Genomic DNA, 17,372 nt, shown 5'->3' with positions numbered 1-17,372 from the left:
CCTGCAGGAGCGACGTGAGTCGCGACCGCGAGCCTTGCGCGAACGAAGATCGACGGGCCGCAGGAATCGTGCCTGCCGTCAGAAGAAGTTGCCGCAGACGGTCCGCGGTCGCGACTCACGTCGCTCCTACAACGAGCCTGCCGAGATAACGTGGCTCAGCCGGTGGCGCTGCCCGGGCTCCAGTTCGATGGCGTCCTCGCCGGCATTCGCGGGTTCCAGGCAGACAAAGTTCCGCCAACCATCGTCGGGCAGATCGGCGATGTCGCGTGCGCCGGCTTCACCCGGATTCCACACCACCAGCGACCGGCTGCCGAACGTGTCCAGGCGGATGCGCCTGCTTGCCACCGGGTCGAGGAGATCGAAGCGGTGGCCGGTGCCGGCGTAGATGCGGTCGCTGCGGCCGGGATCGCGCAGGTCGTGCAGCGACCAGGCACCGGATTGCACGTGCGTGTCGCCGTCGTACTTGTCCGCGTAGCGCAGGCCATCGAGACCGGTGACCTGGACCCGGGTGGCGTCCGCCACGCGGAAATAGGTGTGCAGCGCCTGCGTCAATCGATACGGTGCGTCGCCACGATGCAGGGTATCGATGCTCTGCCGCAGCTCACGGCCGACATGCACCGACATCTGGAGTTCCAGCGGCACGCCATCGCGCACCGGCAAGGCGAGCTTGAGTACCACACTGCCATCGCCTTCGCGCCGCACGTCGGTCAGCGGCCACCGCGAGATGCGTGCATGGCCGTGCTGGGGTGCGTCATCCGGCTGCCCCTGCCGTCCGAAGTACGGCCAGCACACCGGCACCCCGCCGCGGATCGCTTTCGGCGGCATCGCGGTGATCGGCGACACCCACAGCAGGTCGTCGAATCCGTCCGGCTCGAACGACACGACCTGTCCACCGTACAGGCTCAGGCGCGCGATGGAGAATGGCGTGTCCACCCGCAACACATCCAGGCCCTGCCAGACCTCGCGGGTAACGCCTTCGGGCAGTGCACTCACGGGATGACGGACTCCGGCAGCGTTACGGGCGGCCCTTCCGCCCGCAGGGCGGCGAGTATCTTCGCGCCGGCGCGACCGTCTGCAGGCTGCAGACCGAGACGTTGCTGCTCCAGGACGATGGCGCGTCGGGTCTGCGTACCGATCATGCCATCGGCCGTTCCGATCGCGTGGCCACGCGCCAGCAACAAGGTCTGCAGTGCGCGTCGCTCCGGACGTCCGAGGCCGGGATCATCCGTCGGCCACGCGGCGACCAGCCCCGCGCCGCCACGCAGGCGGTCGGCCAGCAGCACGATGGCCAGCGCGTAGCTCTCCGCGGCGTTGTAGGAATAGATCGCATCGTAGTTCTTGAACACGAGGAAGGCGGGGCCGCCGATGCCGGTCGGCACCAGCACGGCCGCGGCGCGATCATCCGCCGGCAACGGCTGGCCATCGATGCGGGCGATGCCTTGCGTCACCCACTCGGTCAGTGGCCTGCGGTTCGTGCGTCCGGCCTGGGCAAGGTCGAAGCCGGCGGGCAGCTTCACTTCGTAACCCCAGGGTTCGCCCGTGCGCCAGCCGGACTTCACCAGGTAGTTCGCTGTCGAGGCCAAGGCGTCGGGGATGCTGTCGATGAGATTGCGGCGGCCGTCGGCATCGAAATCCACGGCAATGCGTTCGTAGGTGCTGGGCATGAACTGCGTATGCCCGAACGCGCCCGCCCACGAGCCGGTCAATCCATCGGCGCGCACGTCGCCAGCCTGCAACAGCTTCAACGTGGTCAGGAATTCGCCGCGGAAGAATGCCTGGCGCCGCCCGAAGCACGACAGCGTGGACAGCGATACCAGCAGCGGCCGCTTGCCGAACACGCGGCCGTAGTCGCTCTCCACGCCCCACACGGCGACGACGGTGGCGGCATCGACCCCGTAGGCAGTCGCCACGCGCTCCAGCAGTTCGCGGTGCGTCGCCAGCATCGTTGTTCCATCCGCCACGCGCTGCTCATCGACCAATGCCGCCAGGTAGTCCCACAGCGGTGTGGTGAACTCCGGCTGCGCATCCAGCAGATCCAGCACGCTCATGTCGGCAGCCAGCTGTTGCGCATGGGTGTCGAAGGTGGTCGTGGTGATGCCCTGCTTCTCGGCAACGCCGCGCAGGCTGGCCATGCAGGCGGTGAATGCCGGGTCGGCGGCGACCGGCGGGGTGACCGGTGGTGTCTGCGCTGCCACGGGGGCTGCGACCATCAACGCCAGCCAGAGAACGGATGCATGCGAGGTCATGACGGCCTCCCTGGCCTTCGGGGGAGCGATCACTTTGCCTTGCGAAGACATCGAAGCCAAGCCGGTCATTCATGACGCACGTGACCTGCGTTGCCGCCGGCATGCGGCAATCGAAGCGTCAGCGAACGACCACCTGGTATTCGACCACTTCCACCGGCGGCACTGTTTCCCACGACCGCCGATAGACCATCCTCACCGTGGCCTCGCCCGGCTTCTCCGCGCGGAACCACCAGCGCGCGATGGATGGCGCATCCGGCATCGGCGGTTGGGTATCCATCGGCGGTGGCGTGGCCGGCCCCGTGGTCTTCGCCAGCACAGGGGAACCATCGGAAGCGAATTCCCACTGGTAACCCGTACTGGCATTGGCCGTCAGGGCGATCTCCAGCACCTGGCCCACGCGCATCGTCACCGGCGCGTCGCCTTGCGGGCGGACCAGGCCGTCGTCGGGCAGCGCATCCGTAGGCGGGTCGCTGCCGATGGCCGTCCCGCTGGCGCAGGCGGACAACAACGTGCACAGGCATAGCGTCGGCAACCGCTTCATCGTCGCGTCCTCCCTGGAGACGCCGCCCTTATACACCCGGTCTTTAGGCGCCGTCCGTAGAATGGCCGCATGAGCACCCCCCAGGATTCCTCGCTGGGTCGCGAGGTCGCGTATCCCGCGCATTACGACCCCACCCTGCTGTTCCCGATCCCGCGCCAGGCCGCGCGCGACGAGATCGGCATCGCCGCCGATGCGCTCCCCTTCGTCGGCCATGACCGCTGGCATGCGTACGAACTGAGTTGGCTGGACGCCCGGGGCAAGCCCCGTGTCGCGACGGCCACCCTGACCGTCCCGTGCACCTCGCCATGCCTGATCGAGTCGAAGTCGCTCAAGCTGTACCTCAACTCCCTCAACAGCACGCGCTTCAACAGCGATGCCGCCGTGCTGGAACGCATCGCCACGGACCTGTCGGCGCGGGCCGGCGCGGATGTGGGCGTGGTGCTCGGCCTTCCACCGATGGCGGAAGCACCCGAGGGTGAATCGATCGATGAGCTGGACGTGGAGATCGACCACTACGGCCCACCGCGTGCCGAGTTCCTGGCCGCCGATCCGGAAGAACAGGTCGAGGAAGTGCTGTCGTCCGGATTGCTGAAGTCGAACTGTCCGGTCACCGGGCAGCCGGATTGGGCGACCTTGGTCATCCGCTATCGCGGCCCACGCATCGACCGTGTCGAGCTGCTGCGCTACCTGGTCAGCTTCCGCGACCACGCCGAATTCCACGAGCAGTGCGTCGAACGCATCTTCCACGACGTGCAGGCGCACTGCCGTCCTTCGTCGCTGTCCGTCGAAGCGCGATACACGCGGCGCGGCGGTTTGGACATAAATCCATGGCGGGCGACGCCCGACGTGGCTGCACCGCTCATGAAGCGCGACGTACGACAGTAAAGTTACTCACGTAACAATAGAGCTGTTTTCACACTCGCGCTATGGATTCTTAACAGGGCGCGTGCAAGTCTTGCTCATCCCACAGCCCGCCAGGAAGGGTGGTTGCAATGAGCACAGAAAAGAAAGCTGACTTCTCCGGCGTCACCACGAGAGTGGAATCGACGGAGCAGCTGGTGGAAAAGGCGGATTTCTCCGGCGTCACGTCCCGTGTGGAAAGCACCGAAGAACTCATCGGCGAGCAGACCTACACCATCGAGAAGGGCGACACGCTCTCCAAGATCGCCAAGGAACATCTTGGCAGCGCCAACGCGTGGAAACAGATCTTCGAAGCGAACCGCGACACCATCGATGATCCGGACCGCATTTTCCCCGGGCAGGTCATCAAGCTGCCGCCCAAGCCCGCAGAAGCCTGATCGCCTCTCCACTTCATCCACAAGGATCGAGAACCCATGAAGCAGAACCGCATCTCCTACGCCCTGGCCGCCGCACTGATCGGCACCGTTGCCTTGGTCGGCTGCAAGAAGAAGGAAGAACCCGTCGTCGCCCCGCCGGCCGTGGTCGAACCGGCGCCCGCCCCATCTGAACCTGCGCCTGCGCCCGTTCCGGTCAGCGCGACCAGCGTCACTGTGGGCAATACTCAGGCCGCTGATAAATCCGTCGCCGCCGTTGGCACTTTCGGCGTGAAGGACGAGATCATTGTGTCAGTGAAGACCGATGCCTCGACACCCGCAGACGCCACCGTTGAGGCCAAGCTGACTTTCCAGGATGGCCAGGAGGCAGGCAAGCAGGCCCAAGCCATCAAGGCCGAAGATGCTGGGACAACCAACATCTTTTTCAAGAACGCCAACGCTTGGCCCGCCGGCAAGTACAAGGTCGACGTGACCTTGAATGGCCAGCCGGTCGGCATGACCCAGGAAATCGAAGTCAAGTAATCCGCAAGGCAAGTCTCTCTCCCACATGTGTGGGGCAAGCTCGGGCGTGGAGCGATCCACGCCCGCTTTTTTTGCGAGAAAAGTTAATTGCGCTCGCGCTGATGCTGCGTCATGTTCGACACGTCCCGATGTGGGACTTCAATCAAGGAATGGAGCATCATGAAAGAACTCGACGCTGGCGAAGCAGCATTGGTTTGTGGCGGTACGGCAGACTTCTCAAATGTTGAAAGTGGCTTTACTACCTCGGGCAATGTGCAGGTCGTAGAAGAGAAGTCGTTTCTCGAGAAGGTTTCGATGTTGGCGCCCGGCATGTTTCGCTAAGTAGATGCCGTTTTGAGGCGGATATGGATCGCTCTGTATCCGCTTCTATTCGCCACAAGCCCAGCCCGAGGGTTCCGACCGTAACCGCTCCCCTGGGGGCCCTGTCCCGGGACATGCCCGGGCATCCATACCCCCTCGTTTTGCCCTGCGTGCGGCGACACGCGACAATGGCGTGCTGATTTCCCCATCGCCCCTTGTCGAGAGTCCTGATCCCCATGTCGGATACGCCCCGCATCATCTACACCCTCACCGACGAAGCCCCGTTCCTCGCCACCCAGTCGCTGCTGCCGATCGTCGAGGCATTCACCAAACCCGCGGGCATCGCCGTGGAAACCCGTGACATCTCGCTGGCCGGCCGCTTGCTGTCGCAGTTCCCCGAGTACCTGGGCGACGCGCAGAAGATCAGCGACGACCTGGCCGAGCTGGGCCAGCTGGCCACGCAGCCGGAAGCCAACATCATCAAGCTGCCCAACATCAGCGCCTCGGTGCCGCAGCTGAAGGCCGCGATCAAGGAACTGCAGGCACAGGGCTACCCGCTGCCGGACTACCCGGACGAGCCGAAGGACGACAAGGAAAAGGACGCCAAGGCACGCTACGACAAGGTCAAGGGCAGTGCCGTCAACCCGGTGCTGCGCGAAGGCAATTCCGACCGCCGTGCGCCGCTGTCGGTGAAGAATTTCGCCCGCAAGCATCCGCACCGCATGGGCGCGTGGAGCAAGGATTCGGCATCGCACGTCGCGCACATGGCATCCGGTGACTTCTTCGGCAGCGAACAGTCCGCCACGCTGGCTGCGGATGGCGCGCTGAAGATTGAACTGGTCGCCAACGACGGCACGGTCACCGTGCTGAAGGACAAGGTGAAGGTGAAGGCTGGCGAGATCGTCGATGCCGCCTCGATGAGCCGCAAGGCGCTGGCCGCGTTCATCGCCGCCGAGATCGCGGATGCCAAGGCGAAGGGCGTGCTGTTCTCGCTGCACCTGAAGGCCACGATGATGAAGGTCTCCGACCCCATCATGTTCGGCGTGGCCGTCAACGAGTTCTACCAGGCCGCGCTGGCCAAGCATGCCACCGTGCTGGAGCAGATCGGTTTCGATGCCAACAACGGCATCGGCGACCTGTACGGCCGCCTGGGTGCACTGCCGGCGGAGCAGCAGGAGGCCATCAAGGCCGACCTGCAGGCCGTCTATGCCGACAGCGCCGCCGTGGCGATGGTCAACTCCGACAAGGGCATCACCAACCTGCACGTGCCGAGCGACGTGATCGTCGATGCCTCGATGCCGGCGATGATCCGCGACTCCGGCAAGATGTGGAATGCAGAGGGCAAGCTGCAGGACACCAAGGCCGTCATCCCCGACCGCTGCTACGCCGGCATCTACCAGGCCGTGATCGACGACTGCCGTGCCAACGGCGCGTTCGACCCGGCCACGATGGGCAGCGTGCCCAACGTCGGCCTGATGGCGCAGAAGGCCGAGGAATACGGCAGCCACGACAAGACCTTCCAGATCCCGACCGACGGCACCGTGCGCGTCACCGACGACGCCGGCAAGGTCGTGTTCGAGCAGAAAGTGGAAGCCGGCGACATCTGGCGCATGTGCCAGACCAAGGACGCGCCGATCCAGGACTGGGTGAAGCTGGCCGTGGGCCGCGCGCGCCTGAGCAAGACGCCGGCGATCTTCTGGCTGGACAAGGCCCGCGCGCACGACGCGCAGGTGATCGCCAAGGTGGAGCAGTACCTGAAGGACTACACCATCGACACGCTGGACATCCGCATCCTGCCGCCGGTTGAGGCCATGAAGGTGTCGCTGGAGCGTACCCGCAAGGGCGAGGACACCATCTCGGTGACCGGCAACGTGCTGCGCGACTACCTGACCGACCTGTTCCCGATCATGGAACTGGGCACCAGCGCGAAGATGCTGTCGATCGTGCCGCTGATGGCCGGTGGCGGCCTGTTCGAGACCGGTGCCGGCGGCTCGGCGCCGAAGCACGTGCAGCAGTTCCTGGAAGAGGACTACCTGCGCTGGGATTCGCTGGGCGAATTCCTCGCGCTGGCGGCCTCGCTGGAACACCTGGGCCAGCGCTACCTCAACACGCCGGCCAAGGTGCTGGCCAACGCGCTGGACGTGGCGAACGGCCGCATCCTCGACGAGAACCGCTCGCCCGCGCGCAAGGTCGGCGAACTCGACAACCGTGGCAGCCACTTCTACCTGGCGCTGTACTGGGCGCAGGCCTTGGCCGCCCAGGACGAGAATGCGGAGCTGAAGGCGAAGTTCGCCCCTCTGGCAACGCTGCTGGCCGACAACGAAGCGACCATCCTTGCCGAACTGAACGGTGCGCAGGGCAAGGCACTGGATATCGGTGGCTACTACCACCCGGACCTGGCGAAGACCGCGGCCGCGATGCGCCCCAGCAAGACCCTCAACGACGCACTGGCGACGCTGTCGGCCTGAGTCCACGGCGTCACCGCTGCCTCCAACGCCCGGCTTTGCCGGGCGTTGTGTTTCCAGTCTGCGATCTCCACTGTAGGAGGGCGTCAGCCCCGACAGGAACAACGTTGGATCGGCCGTCGGAGCTGGTTTTCAACAGCCGAAGGGCTGGTCAGCCCTTCCTACAGACCGGTTGCGACACGATGGAAGACACCCGTGACATCCTGCTGTTCTCGTACGGCACGCTGCAGCTGGAGAGCGTGCAGCGGTCGTCGTTCGGCCGCCGGCTCGAGGGCGAACCCGATGCGATGACCGGCTACACGCAGACGCTCGTGGAGATCACCGACCCCGACGTGCTGGCGGCCAGCGGCGAACGCTTCCATCCCATCGTCAGCCCCAGCGACGATCCGTCCGACGCAGTCGCCGGCACCGTCTTCCGCATCAGTGCCGAAGAACTCGCGGCCGCCGACCGCTACGAGGTCGCCGATTACCGGCGCGTGCGAGTGCGCCTGGCGTCCGGCCGCGACGCCTGGGCGTACGTGAAGGCGTGAGTCAAAGCGCATCCCGCAGCCCGTTGTAGGAGCGACGTAAGTCGCGACCGCACGGCTTGGCCGCCGGACAGTTTGCGAGAACGGAAGGATTCCGGTCGCGACTTACGTCGCTCCTACAGGGCGATCTTTCCTTGACGCTGGTCAGCGGAACAACGACAGCGAGGTCATTGCGCGCAGCCGACGCGCGCTGAGTCGTTCCAGCGCACGCCGGTGCCGGACCGTGCCCGCCGCATCATGCACGTGGTGGTGGCGGTCTTCCTGCGCTTGCAGAGGCGCGATGGAATGGACGACATGACCCTGCAGGAACAGCATGCCCTGACTCATGCCTCCCAGCTGCTGCCACCATTGCTGCCTGATTTCGGATTGCATGGCTTTGCTCCGTTGCGCCGGCGTCCGGCTTGAAGGACTACCAAGGTAGAGGCATCATCGGTCCTGAAAAAGCGAAAGCTCCGCAACCCAGACTTGAGGTGGATTCAAGATGAGTCGGCTACCGCTGGACCAGGTGGATGCGTTCGTCACCGCTGCCCGCCTGCGCAACCTGACGCGTGCGGCGGAAGCCATGCACCTCACCGTCAGTGCATTGAGCCATCGCATGCGGCTGCTGGAACAGCGACTGGGCCACAAGCTGCTCGCGCGCGGCCCGCGCGGCGTGGAGCTCACCCCGGACGGGCAGCGGCTGTTCGACGCCATCTCCGGTCCGCTCGACACCATCGAGCACGCACTGCGTCGCGCGACGTTGCGCAACGACCACATGGTCACGCTCAGCCTGATTCCGTCGATGGCCACGGCGTGGCTGGTGCCACGCCTGCCGGAGTTCCTGGCGGAGCATCCCGAGTTGGGCCTCAACCTGCAGTCGAGCACGCACGTGGTCGATTTCGAGCGCGAACCGGTGGACCTTGCATTGCGCCTGGGTGGTGGCCGATGGCCGAACGTGCACGCGGAGTTCCTGTTCCACGAATGGATCACGCCGGTGGCCAGCCCGGCGCTGGTGAAACGGCACGGCAAGCCGGCGCCGGACCAGATGGCAAAGCTGCCGCTGCTCGGTGATCCGGCCAATCGCTGGAAGGACTGGTTCGAGCACTTCGGCGGGCAGCCGCCCGCGCGCTACGTGGCGCAGTTCGACGATACCGAAACCCTGCACCAGGCCGCCGCGCAGGGCGTCGGCGTCGCGCTCGCGCGCTGGACGCTGGCCGAGCCTCTGGTGAAGGCAGGCCGGCTGGTGACGCTGACGAAGAAGCGCCTGCAGGCCGATTTCGCCCACTACCTGGTCTATCCCGAGCGCAGCCTGGCGCATCCCGGCTTCCGCACGGTGCGCGGATGGTTGCTGGAACAGGCCGGCGTCGCGGTGGAGCGATGACTCCAGTGCGCGGCGGCTAACATCGCGTCATGGTCCATGCCGACGCCATCGCCCGCCTGATCCACGATGCATTCGCGGACTACCACGCACGCTTCGCGGAGATTACGCGGCGGGCGAAGGTCCGTTTCGAGACGGCGGACTGGTCGGGTGCGCGCACCGATGCGGTGGAACGCATCGAACTGTACGACCAGTGCATCGCCGAATGTGCGCTGCGGCTGCAGTCCTTGCTGCTGGGCCAGGCACACGACCGCGCATCGTGGATCGCGGCGCGCACGGCGTTCGAGCAGCTCATCACCGGACAGATCGACCGGGAGCTCTACAAGACGTTCTACAACACGCTGAGCCGGCGCTTCTTCCGCACCCGCGGCGTGGATCCCGCACTCGAGTTCGTGGCGCTGGACGTGGAGCCGACCGACGCGATCACCCATCCCGTCGCGCGCCACAGTTATGCCGTATCCGAGCAGCGTCCCACGGACACGTTCGCGCGCGTGCTGGCGGACTACGGGTTCGAGGTGCCTTACGCGCATCGCACCCGCTGTGCCGCCGCCATTGCCGTGCGCCTGCAGGACGATCTTGCGCACTGGGGCGCGAATCCGGTGCGCGGCATCGAGCTGCTCGACACCGTGTTCTACCGCGAACGGCGCGCCTACCTGGTCGGCCGCGTCTTCGGCGAACACCGGTTCTCGCCCTGCGTCATCGCCCTGATCAACGACGGCGGACAGCTGAAGGCCGAAGCGGTGCTGACCCATCGCAGCGATGTGGCACACCTGTTCGGCACCTCGCGCAGCTACTTCCATGCCGACCTGACCACCGTGGGCGATGCGGTGGTGTTCCTGCGTTCGCTGTTGCCGGGCAAGCCGATCGACGAGATCTACACCGTGCTGGGTCGCGCCAAGCAGGGCAAGACCGAGCGCTACCGCACCTTCTTCCATCACTTCGCCGCGCATCCCGACGAGCGACTGGTGCATGCCGAGGGCACGCCGGGGATGGTGATGGCGGTGTTCACGCTGCCGAGCTATCCGCTGGTGTTCAAGGTGATCCGCGACCGCTTCGCCTATCCCAAGGCGATGAGCCGGCAGGACGTGGAGGACAAGTACGACCTGGTCTTCCACCTGGACCGCGTCGGCCGTCTGCTGGATACCCAGGCATTCCGGTTCCTGCGCTTTCCGCGCGCGCGCTTTTCACCGGAGCTGCTGCGCGAGCTGCGCGAAAGCTGCGGCCAGAGCCTCAGCGAGGATGGCGAGGACCTGGTGATCCACCTCTGCTACGTGCAGCGGCGGCTGCGCCCGCTGAACCTGTACCTGCGCGAACAGAAGGCCGATGCGGCGCGCACCGCCGCACTCGACTATGGCCAGGCGATCAAGGACATGGCCCGCAACAACATTTTCCCCGGCGACATGCTGCTGAAGAACTTCGGCGTGTCGCGCCATGGCCGCGTGGTGTTCTACGACTACGACGAACTGCGCCTGGTCACGGACTGCCGGTTCCGCGACTGGCCGCAGCCGACCACGTACGAGGAACAGATGGCGGATGCTCCGTGGTTCCACGTGGACGCGGGCGACGTGTTCCCCGAGCGGTTTCCGCAGTTCCTCGGCCTGCCCGATGCGCTGGCGAAGGCGCTGAAGGCGGCGCATGCCGATCTGTTCCGCCCGGCATGGTGGCGCGACCTCCAGTCGCATCTCGGTGCCGGTGATTACCCGGATACTGCGCCGTATCCGGATGCGTTGAGGCTCGCGTGATGGCACGCGTGCCCCCGCAACGGGCATCGCGCTACCCTAGTCGCCACGTGGAGAACGGCTTCCCGCCATGAGTACCTACCGCCTCGATTCGATCTTCAGGCCACGCGCCGTGGCGGTGGTCGGCAGCCAGTCGCGACCACGTTCGGTCGGTCGTGCGGTGATCGAGAACCTGCGAGCCGGTGGCTTCGAGGGCCAGATCGGGCTGGTGAACAAACACCCGACGCCGATGGACGGCATTGCGACCGTGCGGCATCTGCGCGACCTGCCGTGGACACCGGACCTGGTGGTGATCGCCACGCCTGCCGCGACCGTGCCGCAGCTCGCGGCCGAGGCGGCCGAGAGGGGTGCCGGCGCGGTGGTGGTGCTGACTGCGGCGATGGGCAGCGGCCCGGGTTCGCCCGCCGCGCAACTCGAAGCCCTCACGCGCGAGAAGGGCCTGCGCGTACTGGGTCCGAATTGCCTTGGCGTGATCGCCCCGCATGCGCGCCTCAACGCCAGCCTGGCCAGCCGCTTCCCGAAGGCGGGTGACCTGGCGCTGATTTCGCAGTCGGGTGCCATCTCCGGCGGCCTGGTGGAGTGGAGCATGAGCCAGCCGGTCGGCTTTTCCGCCGTGGTGTCGTTGGGCGATGCGCTGGACGTGGACTTCGCCGACCTGCTGGATTACTTCGCCACCGACCACCGCACGCGCGCCATCCTGCTGTACGTGGAAGCCATCCGCGACGCACGCAAGTTCATGTCGGCCGCACGCGCCGCCGCACGCACCAAGCCGGTGGTGGTGGTGAAATCCGGCCACAGCGGACGCGCGCAGGTCACGCCGGCCGGCAGCACGCACACGCAGAACCTGGCACGCCCCAACGCGGTCTATGGCGCCGCATTCCGTCGTGCCGGACTGCTGCGCGTGCGCTCCCTGCACGAACTGTTCGCCGCCGCGCGCACGCTGGGCCAGGTGCGCCCGTTCCAGGGCCGGCGGCTCGCCATCCTGACCAACGGGGGTGGCGTCGGTGCACTGTCCGTCGATCACCTGTACGAACAGGGCGGCACGCTGGCCACGCTGTCCGATGCCACGCGCGATGCACTGGATCGCATCCTGCCGGTGGGCTGGTCGCGCACCAATCCGGTCGACCTGCTGACCGACATCGATGCAGACCGTTACGCCGCCACCATCGAAGCCCTGCTCGCCGATCCGGCCAACGACGCATTGCTGGCGGTCAACGTGCCGACGGTGCTGTCCTCGTCCTCGGAGGCGGCCGACGCGGTCACCCGCGTGCTTTCGCAGCGCCCGGCGCAGGGGCCGCGCAAGCCGGTCTTCACTGTGTGGCTGGGCAACGATCCGCAGGCCGAAGCCGTGCTCGACGCCGCGCAGGTGCCGCGCTATCCGAACGAATCCGACGCCGTCGCCGGCTTCATGCACCTGGTCCGCCACCGCGAGGTGCAGGCCGCGCTGATGGAGACGCCGCCCAGCCTGCCGGAAGATTTCAGTCCGGACGTCGCCACCGCGCGGGCCCTGGTCGATGCTGCACTCGATGCCGGACAGACCTGGCTGGATCCGCTGGCGACGACGCGGCTGCTCGCCGCCTATGGCATCCCGATGGCCCCCGTGTGGCGGGCCGCCGATGCCGAGGACGCCGCGCGCATCGCCGCGCCGTTGCTGGCCGAGGGCACCACGGTCGCGGTGAAGATCCTTTCTCCCGACATTCCACACAAGTCCGATGTCGATGGCGTCCGCCTCAACCTGCCCCATGCCAACGCGGTGCGCGAAGCGGCCGCCAACATCCTGCAGCGCGCGCGCGAACGGCGGCCGGACGCCCGCATCGAAGGCGTGCTGGTGCAGCCGACGGTCCTGCGGCCCAAGGCGCGCGAGCTGATTGCCGGCATCGCCGACGATCCGGTGTTCGGGCCGGTGATCGCCTTCGGTCGCGGCGGCACCGCGGTCGAAGTGATCAACGACCAGGCCGTCGCCCTGCCGCCGCTGGACCTGCGCCTGGCCCACGAACTGATCGCGCGCACCCGCGTGTCGCGCGTGCTGAAGGCCTACCGCGACGTGCCGGCGGCCGACGAACGCGCGGTCGCGCTGGTGCTGGTCAAGCTGGCGCAACTCGCCGCCGACATCCCGGAGATCCAGCAACTGGACATCAACCCCCTGCTGGCCGACCGCGATGGCGTGGTGGCGGTGGACGCGCGCATCGCGGTCGCGCGCGGTCGGGTGCTGCACAAGGGCCGTGGTCATCCGCGCTTCGCGATCTTCCCGTATCCCACGGAGTGGGAACGCACGATCCTGCTCGCGGATGGCCAGCCGGCGCTGGTGCGTCCCGTGCGGCCCGAAGACGATGCGATGTTCCGCGCATTCTTCACCCACGTCACCGACGAGGACCTGCGCCTGCGCTTCTTCCAGTCGGTGCGCCACTTCAGCCATGAGTTCATCGCGCGGCTCACCCAGCTGGACTACGCGCGCTCGATCGCGCTGGTCGCGGTGCATCCGGACACGCACGAGATGCTCGGCGCGGTGCGCCTGCACGCCGACGCGAACTACGAGAAGGGCGAATACGGCATCCTCGTACGCTCCGACCTCAAGGGCCACGGCATCGGCTGGAAGCTGATGCAGATCATGATCGAGTACGCGCAGTGGCAGGGCCTGAAACTCATCGAAGGCCAGGTGCTGCGCGAGAACCGCACCATGCTGGCGATGTGCGAGAGCCTCGGCTTCCAGGTGAAGCTGGATCCCGACGATCCGACGCTGATGAATGTCAGCCTGCCGGTGCCTGCATCTACGTGAAGCGCCGCACCGCGATCATTGCAGCCTCCTTTATGCTGGCAACGTCGGCCGCCGGCATGCTGGCATGGACGTCCACGCAACCTGCGCGCCCACCCACGTCTGCGCCCCGCGCATTGATCCCCGCGGGCGCCCAGCTGCTGCAGACCGCCCACTATCGTGTGCACAGCACCGCGACGCCTACACAGACCCAAGAAGTCGCCTCCGCCGCGGAGAGTTTGCACGCCGCCTACATGTCGCTGTTCGCGGACCAGGTGGCGCCGTCGACCACGCCCTTGACCCTGGTGCTCTATCGCGACGCGGACGAGTTCGCGCGCAACAACCGCAGTCGCCCATGGGCAGAAGCTTATTACCTGCGTCCCGCCTGCTACGCGTACTACGCCGTTGGGAGCGCGAACCCACATCACTGGATGCTGCACGAGGCCGTGCACCAACTGAACACTGAAGTCGCAGGCTGGCGCTTGCCCGCGTGGGCCAATGAAGGGGTCGCAGGCTATCTGGGTGCGAGCTGGCTTGAGAACGGCGTACTGACGCCGGGGAGGAGCGACCCGGACACCTACCCGATCTGGTGGTTGTCGCGCATGAAGCTCACCGGGAGCCTGGAGGCCGACGTCGGAGCCGTCCGCTTCATCCCGCTACGCGACCTGCTTGAAAGCAGCGGCCCCGACATCAACCAGCACGTCAATCTGTACTACCTGCACTACTGGGGCCTGACGCACTTCCTGTTCCACTACGAGAACGGCCGGTACGCCGCAGCCTACAAGCAGCTGCTCGCACGGGGTGCGTCGACGTCCGACTTCGAGCGCTTGATCGGCCCGATCGAGGCCATCGAGAAAGCATGGTACGCGTACCTGCTGGACACTATTACGACGATGCAGGCGTACGAAGCGGAGAACGGCATCGAGCGCTGAGTGGGTGATCCTTAAAGCTTTACCACCACCTTGCCGAAGTTCTCGCCGCGCAACAGGCCTATCAGTGCGCGCGGAGCGTTTTCCAGCCCTTCCACGATGTCCTCGCGGTAGCGGATCTTCCCGTCGACGAGCCATGCGCCCATCTCGCGCAGGAACTGTGGATACAGTGCGATGAAATCGTGCTGGATGAAACCGCGCACGGTCAGGTGGCGGGTCAGGATCTGGCTCATCAGCAGCGCCATGCGATCGGGGCCGCCCGGCAACGTCTTGTCGTTGTAGTGCGCCACCAGCCCGCAGACCGGGATGCGGGCGAAGTCGTTGAGCAGCGGCAACACGGCGTCGAACACCGCACCACCGACATTCTCGAAATAAACGTCGATGCCGTCCGGACATGCCGCGCGTAGTCGCGCCGCGAAATCCGGCGCGCGATGGTCCAGCGCGACATCGAAACCGAGTTCGTCGCGCAGGTAGGCGCACTTGCGTTCGCCGCCGGCGATGCCGACGGTACGGGCGCCCTGCAGCTTCGCGATCTGACCCACGGTCGCACCGACCGGTCCGCTGGCCGCGGCGACCACCACGGTTTCGCCTGGCTTCGGCTGGCCGATCTCGTGCAGGCCGACATAGGCGGTGAACCCCGGCATGCCATACACGCCCAGCGCGGTGGTCAGCGGTGCGACGCGCGCATCCAGCTTGCGCTTGAGCGTCCTGCCATCGGCCACGGCATGCGTCTGCCAACCGCCGTGCGCCAGCACCATGTCGCCGGGCTGCAGGTCGGGGTGGCGCGAGACGATCACTTCCGACACCGTGCCGCCATCCATGACCTCGCCGATCTCGATCGGTTTCGCATACGACCGGCCTGCGTTCATGCGCCCGCGCATGTACGGGTCAAGCGACAGATAGCGGTTGCGCAGCAGCACTTCGCCTTCCGCGGGGGCAGGCATCGCCGCTTGTTCCAGGCGGAAGTCTTCGAGGGTCGGTTCACCTTGTGGGCGTGCGGCCAGCACGACGCGGGTGGTATGGATCGCATTCTCTGTTTCCACATCCTGTCTCCATGGCCGCCGACGCCCGCCAGTCTACTCGCCGCTGCACGTCCGGATGCGATGAAGCGTGCACGGCCTGCGGTGGCCGCCATGCCGGCTGAACATGCCGCGTGCTAGTCTCCGCGCACCTTTCTGGAGGGCTCACGCATGACGACTCGCATTCCGCTGTCCCTGGCGCTCGTGGCGGCGCTGGCTGCCTCGCAACCCTTGTTCGCTGCATCGCCGGCCAAGCCTGCCGATGCGACGCAGTCGCTGTCCGCTGCCGATACGGTTGCGCTGGACGCCGCGCTGAAAGGCGAATGGCGCGACCCGAAGAATGCAGCGCGCGACGTCCATCGCCACCCGAAGGAAACCCTGTCGTTCTTCGGCGTGACGCCGACGCAGACCGTGGTCGAGATCACGCCCGGCGGCGGCTGGTACGCGGAAATCCTCGGCCCCTACCTGAAGGCGGGAGGCCAGTATGTCGCCGCCGTGGTCGATCCTGCCTCGGTCGCCGAGAAGAGCCGCAACTACTACCAGCGCAGCGTGGACGGCCTGCAGAAGAAGTTCACCGACGGGCCCGCGCAGTTCGACAAGGCCACGATGGTGAAATACAACCCCGCCGCGCCGGTATTCGGCACCGCAGGCTCCGCCGATGTCGTGCTGACCTTCCGCAACGTGCACAACTGGCGCAGCGCGCAGCAGGCGGAGGGCATGTTCAAGGGCTTCTTCGACGTGCTCAAGCCCGGCGGCGTGCTGGGCGTGGTGGAACACCGCGCGAACCAGGACGTGGCGGCGGACGACGACTCCGGCTATGTCAGCGAGGCTCAGGTCATCGCGCTGGCGGCGGCGGCGGGCTTCCGCCTGGATGCGAAGAGCGAAGTGAACGCGAACCCGAAGGACACCAAGGACCATCCGAATGGCGTGTGGACCCTGCCGCCGTCCAACAACCATCCGGAAGCGGACCGCGCGAAGTACCAGGCGATCGGCGAGAGCGACCGCATGACGCTGCGGTTCGTGAAACCGCAATCCTGATCTCGCCGCTGGCGGCGCCACGTCCCGCATGGGCGTGACGCCGCAGTTCCCTGGTCTTCCATGCTGATTGCGTTCAACAAACCATTCAACGTGCTCTGCCAGTTCACCGATCGCAGCGATCCGCCGCGGCGGACGCTGGCGGAATTCGGCCTGCCGCCCGACGTGTATGCCGCAGGGCGACTGGACTACGACAGTGAAGGCCTGCTGCTGCTCACCGACGACGGCACGCTGGCGAACCGGCTGACCGATCCGCGCCACAAGCAGCCGAAGACGTATTGGGTCCAGGTGGAAGGGGTGCCCACTGATGGGCAACTCGAGGCGCTACGCCACGGCGTGGTGTTGAACGATGGCCCCACGCGGCCCGCGCGGATCGAGCGCCTCGAACCCGCGCCAGCCTTGTGGCCACGGGATCCGCCCGTGCGCTACCGCAAATCGGTACCGGACACATGGCTGGCAGTGACCATCACCGAAGGTCGCAATCGCCAGGTTCGCCGCATGACGGCGGCGGCGGGCGTGCCGACGTTGCGGTTGGTCCGCGTGGCGATGGGAGACGTGCGGCTGGACCGATTGGCGCCCGGCCAGTGGCGCGAGGTGTAGGACGTGGAAGAACCGCATCGCCCCGTGGGAGCGATGCGGGACCGG

At 66.5% G+C, this 17,372-nt stretch carries 17 protein-coding genes; 12 read left to right on the top strand and 5 right to left on the bottom strand.

What is annotated here, in order from left to right; genetic code table 11:
- Window positions 1-126 precede the first annotated feature (126 nt).
- The 3 genes from AC3DET_RS17290 to AC3DET_RS17280 form a co-directional block, all read right to left on the bottom strand.
- Complete coding sequence (locus AC3DET_RS17290; protein ID WP_488392420.1) at window positions 127-993, bottom strand: D-hexose-6-phosphate mutarotase; 867 nt, start codon at window positions 991-993, stop codon at window positions 127-129.
- Entirely contained in the window at window positions 990-2,246 is a 1,257-nt protein-coding gene (locus AC3DET_RS17285) for a lytic murein transglycosylase (protein ID WP_488392419.1), read from the bottom strand. Before AC3DET_RS17285 ends, AC3DET_RS17290 begins: the two co-directional genes overlap by 4 nt.
- A 118-nt stretch (window positions 2,247-2,364) precedes the next feature.
- Complete coding sequence (locus AC3DET_RS17280) at window positions 2,365-2,787, bottom strand: protease inhibitor I42 family protein (protein ID WP_488392418.1); 423 nt, start codon at window positions 2,785-2,787, stop codon at window positions 2,365-2,367.
- Window positions 2,788-2,856: 69 nt separating this feature from the next.
- Here AC3DET_RS17280 and queF point away from each other — a divergent pair, with 69 nt between their 5' ends.
- From queF to AC3DET_RS17250, 6 genes are all read left to right on the top strand, one after another.
- A complete protein-coding gene (gene queF / locus AC3DET_RS17275; RefSeq protein ID WP_337732806.1) occupies window positions 2,857-3,672 on the top strand; it encodes an NADPH-dependent 7-cyano-7-deazaguanine reductase QueF in 816 nt (271 codons plus the stop codon).
- A 107-nt stretch (window positions 3,673-3,779) separates the two neighbouring features.
- Entirely contained in the window at window positions 3,780-4,085 is a 306-nt protein-coding gene (locus AC3DET_RS17270) for a LysM peptidoglycan-binding domain-containing protein (RefSeq protein WP_488392417.1), read from the top strand.
- Window positions 4,086-4,121: 36 nt separating this feature from the next.
- Complete coding sequence (locus tag AC3DET_RS17265; RefSeq protein ID WP_488392416.1) at window positions 4,122-4,604, top strand: hypothetical protein; 483 nt, start codon at window positions 4,122-4,124, stop codon at window positions 4,602-4,604.
- A gap of 159 nt (window positions 4,605-4,763) precedes the next feature.
- Complete coding sequence (locus AC3DET_RS17260; protein ID WP_488392415.1) at window positions 4,764-4,925, top strand: hypothetical protein; 162 nt, start codon at window positions 4,764-4,766, stop codon at window positions 4,923-4,925.
- A gap of 215 nt (window positions 4,926-5,140) precedes the next feature.
- On the top strand, window positions 5,141-7,372 hold the full coding sequence (locus AC3DET_RS17255; RefSeq protein WP_488392414.1) for an NADP-dependent isocitrate dehydrogenase: 2,232 nt from the start codon (window positions 5,141-5,143) through the stop codon (window positions 7,370-7,372).
- Window positions 7,373-7,551: 179 nt separating this feature from the next.
- Window positions 7,552-7,899: a gamma-glutamylcyclotransferase family protein gene (locus tag AC3DET_RS17250; RefSeq protein WP_488392413.1), complete on the top strand. Its 348-nt coding sequence runs from the start codon at window positions 7,552-7,554 to the stop codon at window positions 7,897-7,899.
- A gap of 141 nt (window positions 7,900-8,040) precedes the next feature.
- Here AC3DET_RS17250 and AC3DET_RS17245 read toward each other — a convergent pair whose 3' ends face one another.
- A complete protein-coding gene (locus tag AC3DET_RS17245; RefSeq protein WP_488392412.1) occupies window positions 8,041-8,268 on the bottom strand; it encodes a hypothetical protein in 228 nt (75 codons plus the stop codon).
- Window positions 8,269-8,377: 109 nt separating this feature from the next.
- Here AC3DET_RS17245 and AC3DET_RS17240 point away from each other — a divergent pair, with 109 nt between their 5' ends.
- The 4 genes from AC3DET_RS17240 (at window position 8,378) to AC3DET_RS17225 (ending at window position 14,676) form a co-directional block, all read left to right on the top strand.
- Window positions 8,378-9,256, top strand: coding sequence for a LysR substrate-binding domain-containing protein (locus tag AC3DET_RS17240; protein ID WP_337732811.1), 879 nt, complete (start codon window positions 8,378-8,380; stop codon window positions 9,254-9,256).
- 29 nt (window positions 9,257-9,285) lie between these two features.
- Complete coding sequence (aceK, locus tag AC3DET_RS17235) at window positions 9,286-10,995, top strand: bifunctional isocitrate dehydrogenase kinase/phosphatase (protein ID WP_488392411.1); 1,710 nt, start codon at window positions 9,286-9,288, stop codon at window positions 10,993-10,995.
- Between the two features lie 67 nt (window positions 10,996-11,062).
- Entirely contained in the window at window positions 11,063-13,768 is a 2,706-nt protein-coding gene (locus AC3DET_RS17230) for a bifunctional acetate--CoA ligase family protein/GNAT family N-acetyltransferase (RefSeq protein ID WP_488392410.1), read from the top strand.
- A 32-nt stretch (window positions 13,769-13,800) separates the two neighbouring features.
- On the top strand, window positions 13,801-14,676 hold the full coding sequence (locus AC3DET_RS17225) for a hypothetical protein (protein WP_488392409.1): 876 nt from the start codon (window positions 13,801-13,803) through the stop codon (window positions 14,674-14,676).
- An 11-nt stretch (window positions 14,677-14,687) separates the two neighbouring features.
- Here the strand turns inward: AC3DET_RS17225 and AC3DET_RS17220 are convergent, their stop codons facing one another.
- A complete protein-coding gene (locus AC3DET_RS17220; protein WP_488392408.1) occupies window positions 14,688-15,716 on the bottom strand; it encodes an NADP-dependent oxidoreductase in 1,029 nt (342 codons plus the stop codon).
- A 147-nt stretch (window positions 15,717-15,863) separates the two neighbouring features.
- Here AC3DET_RS17220 and AC3DET_RS17215 point away from each other — a divergent pair, with 147 nt between their 5' ends.
- The gene (locus AC3DET_RS17215) at window positions 15,864-16,730 is read left to right on the top strand and encodes a class I SAM-dependent methyltransferase (RefSeq protein ID WP_446539040.1); all 867 of its coding nucleotides are present in this window, start codon (window positions 15,864-15,866) and stop codon (window positions 16,728-16,730) included.
- A 60-nt stretch (window positions 16,731-16,790) separates the two neighbouring features.
- The gene (locus AC3DET_RS17210) at window positions 16,791-17,327 is read left to right on the top strand and encodes a pseudouridine synthase (RefSeq protein ID WP_446539039.1); all 537 of its coding nucleotides are present in this window, start codon (window positions 16,791-16,793) and stop codon (window positions 17,325-17,327) included.
- Window positions 17,328-17,372: the final 45 nt, after the last annotated feature.

The sequence above is a fragment of the Pseudoxanthomonas sp. 97-1-1 genome, from assembly GCF_057773125.1.
Note: the sequence above shows the minus strand (reverse complement) of the source record. Positions and strands in the feature narration are given on the sequence as shown.

Excerpts from the sequence above, each read along its gene's own strand:
- AC3DET_RS17265 (WP_488392416.1), top strand. The coding sequence starts at position 4,122 with ATGAAGCAGAACCGCATCTCCTACGCCCTGGCCGCCGCACTGATCGGC.
- AC3DET_RS17215 (WP_446539040.1), top strand. The coding sequence starts at position 15,864 with ATGACGACTCGCATTCCGCTGTCCCTGGCGCTCGTGGCGGCGCTGGCT.
- AC3DET_RS17210 (WP_446539039.1), top strand. The coding sequence starts at position 16,791 with ATGCTGATTGCGTTCAACAAACCATTCAACGTGCTCTGCCAGTTCACC.
- AC3DET_RS17225 (WP_488392409.1), top strand. The coding sequence starts at position 13,801 with ATGCTGGCAACGTCGGCCGCCGGCATGCTGGCATGGACGTCCACGCAA.
- AC3DET_RS17250 (WP_488392413.1), top strand. The coding sequence starts at position 7,552 with ATGGAAGACACCCGTGACATCCTGCTGTTCTCGTACGGCACGCTGCAG.
- AC3DET_RS17280 (WP_488392418.1), bottom strand. The coding sequence starts at position 2,787 with ATGAAGCGGTTGCCGACGCTATGCCTGTGCACGTTGTTGTCCGCCTGC.
- AC3DET_RS17270 (WP_488392417.1), top strand. The coding sequence starts at position 3,780 with ATGAGCACAGAAAAGAAAGCTGACTTCTCCGGCGTCACCACGAGAGTG.
- AC3DET_RS17255 (WP_488392414.1), top strand. The coding sequence starts at position 5,141 with ATGTCGGATACGCCCCGCATCATCTACACCCTCACCGACGAAGCCCCG.
- queF (WP_337732806.1), top strand. The coding sequence starts at position 2,857 with ATGAGCACCCCCCAGGATTCCTCGCTGGGTCGCGAGGTCGCGTATCCC.
- AC3DET_RS17285 (WP_488392419.1), bottom strand. The coding sequence starts at position 2,246 with ATGACCTCGCATGCATCCGTTCTCTGGCTGGCGTTGATGGTCGCAGCC.
- AC3DET_RS17245 (WP_488392412.1), bottom strand. The coding sequence starts at position 8,268 with ATGCAATCCGAAATCAGGCAGCAATGGTGGCAGCAGCTGGGAGGCATG.
- AC3DET_RS17240 (WP_337732811.1), top strand. The coding sequence starts at position 8,378 with ATGAGTCGGCTACCGCTGGACCAGGTGGATGCGTTCGTCACCGCTGCC.
- AC3DET_RS17260 (WP_488392415.1), top strand. The coding sequence starts at position 4,764 with ATGAAAGAACTCGACGCTGGCGAAGCAGCATTGGTTTGTGGCGGTACG.
- aceK (WP_488392411.1), top strand. The coding sequence starts at position 9,286 with ATGGTCCATGCCGACGCCATCGCCCGCCTGATCCACGATGCATTCGCG.
- AC3DET_RS17230 (WP_488392410.1), top strand. The coding sequence starts at position 11,063 with ATGAGTACCTACCGCCTCGATTCGATCTTCAGGCCACGCGCCGTGGCG.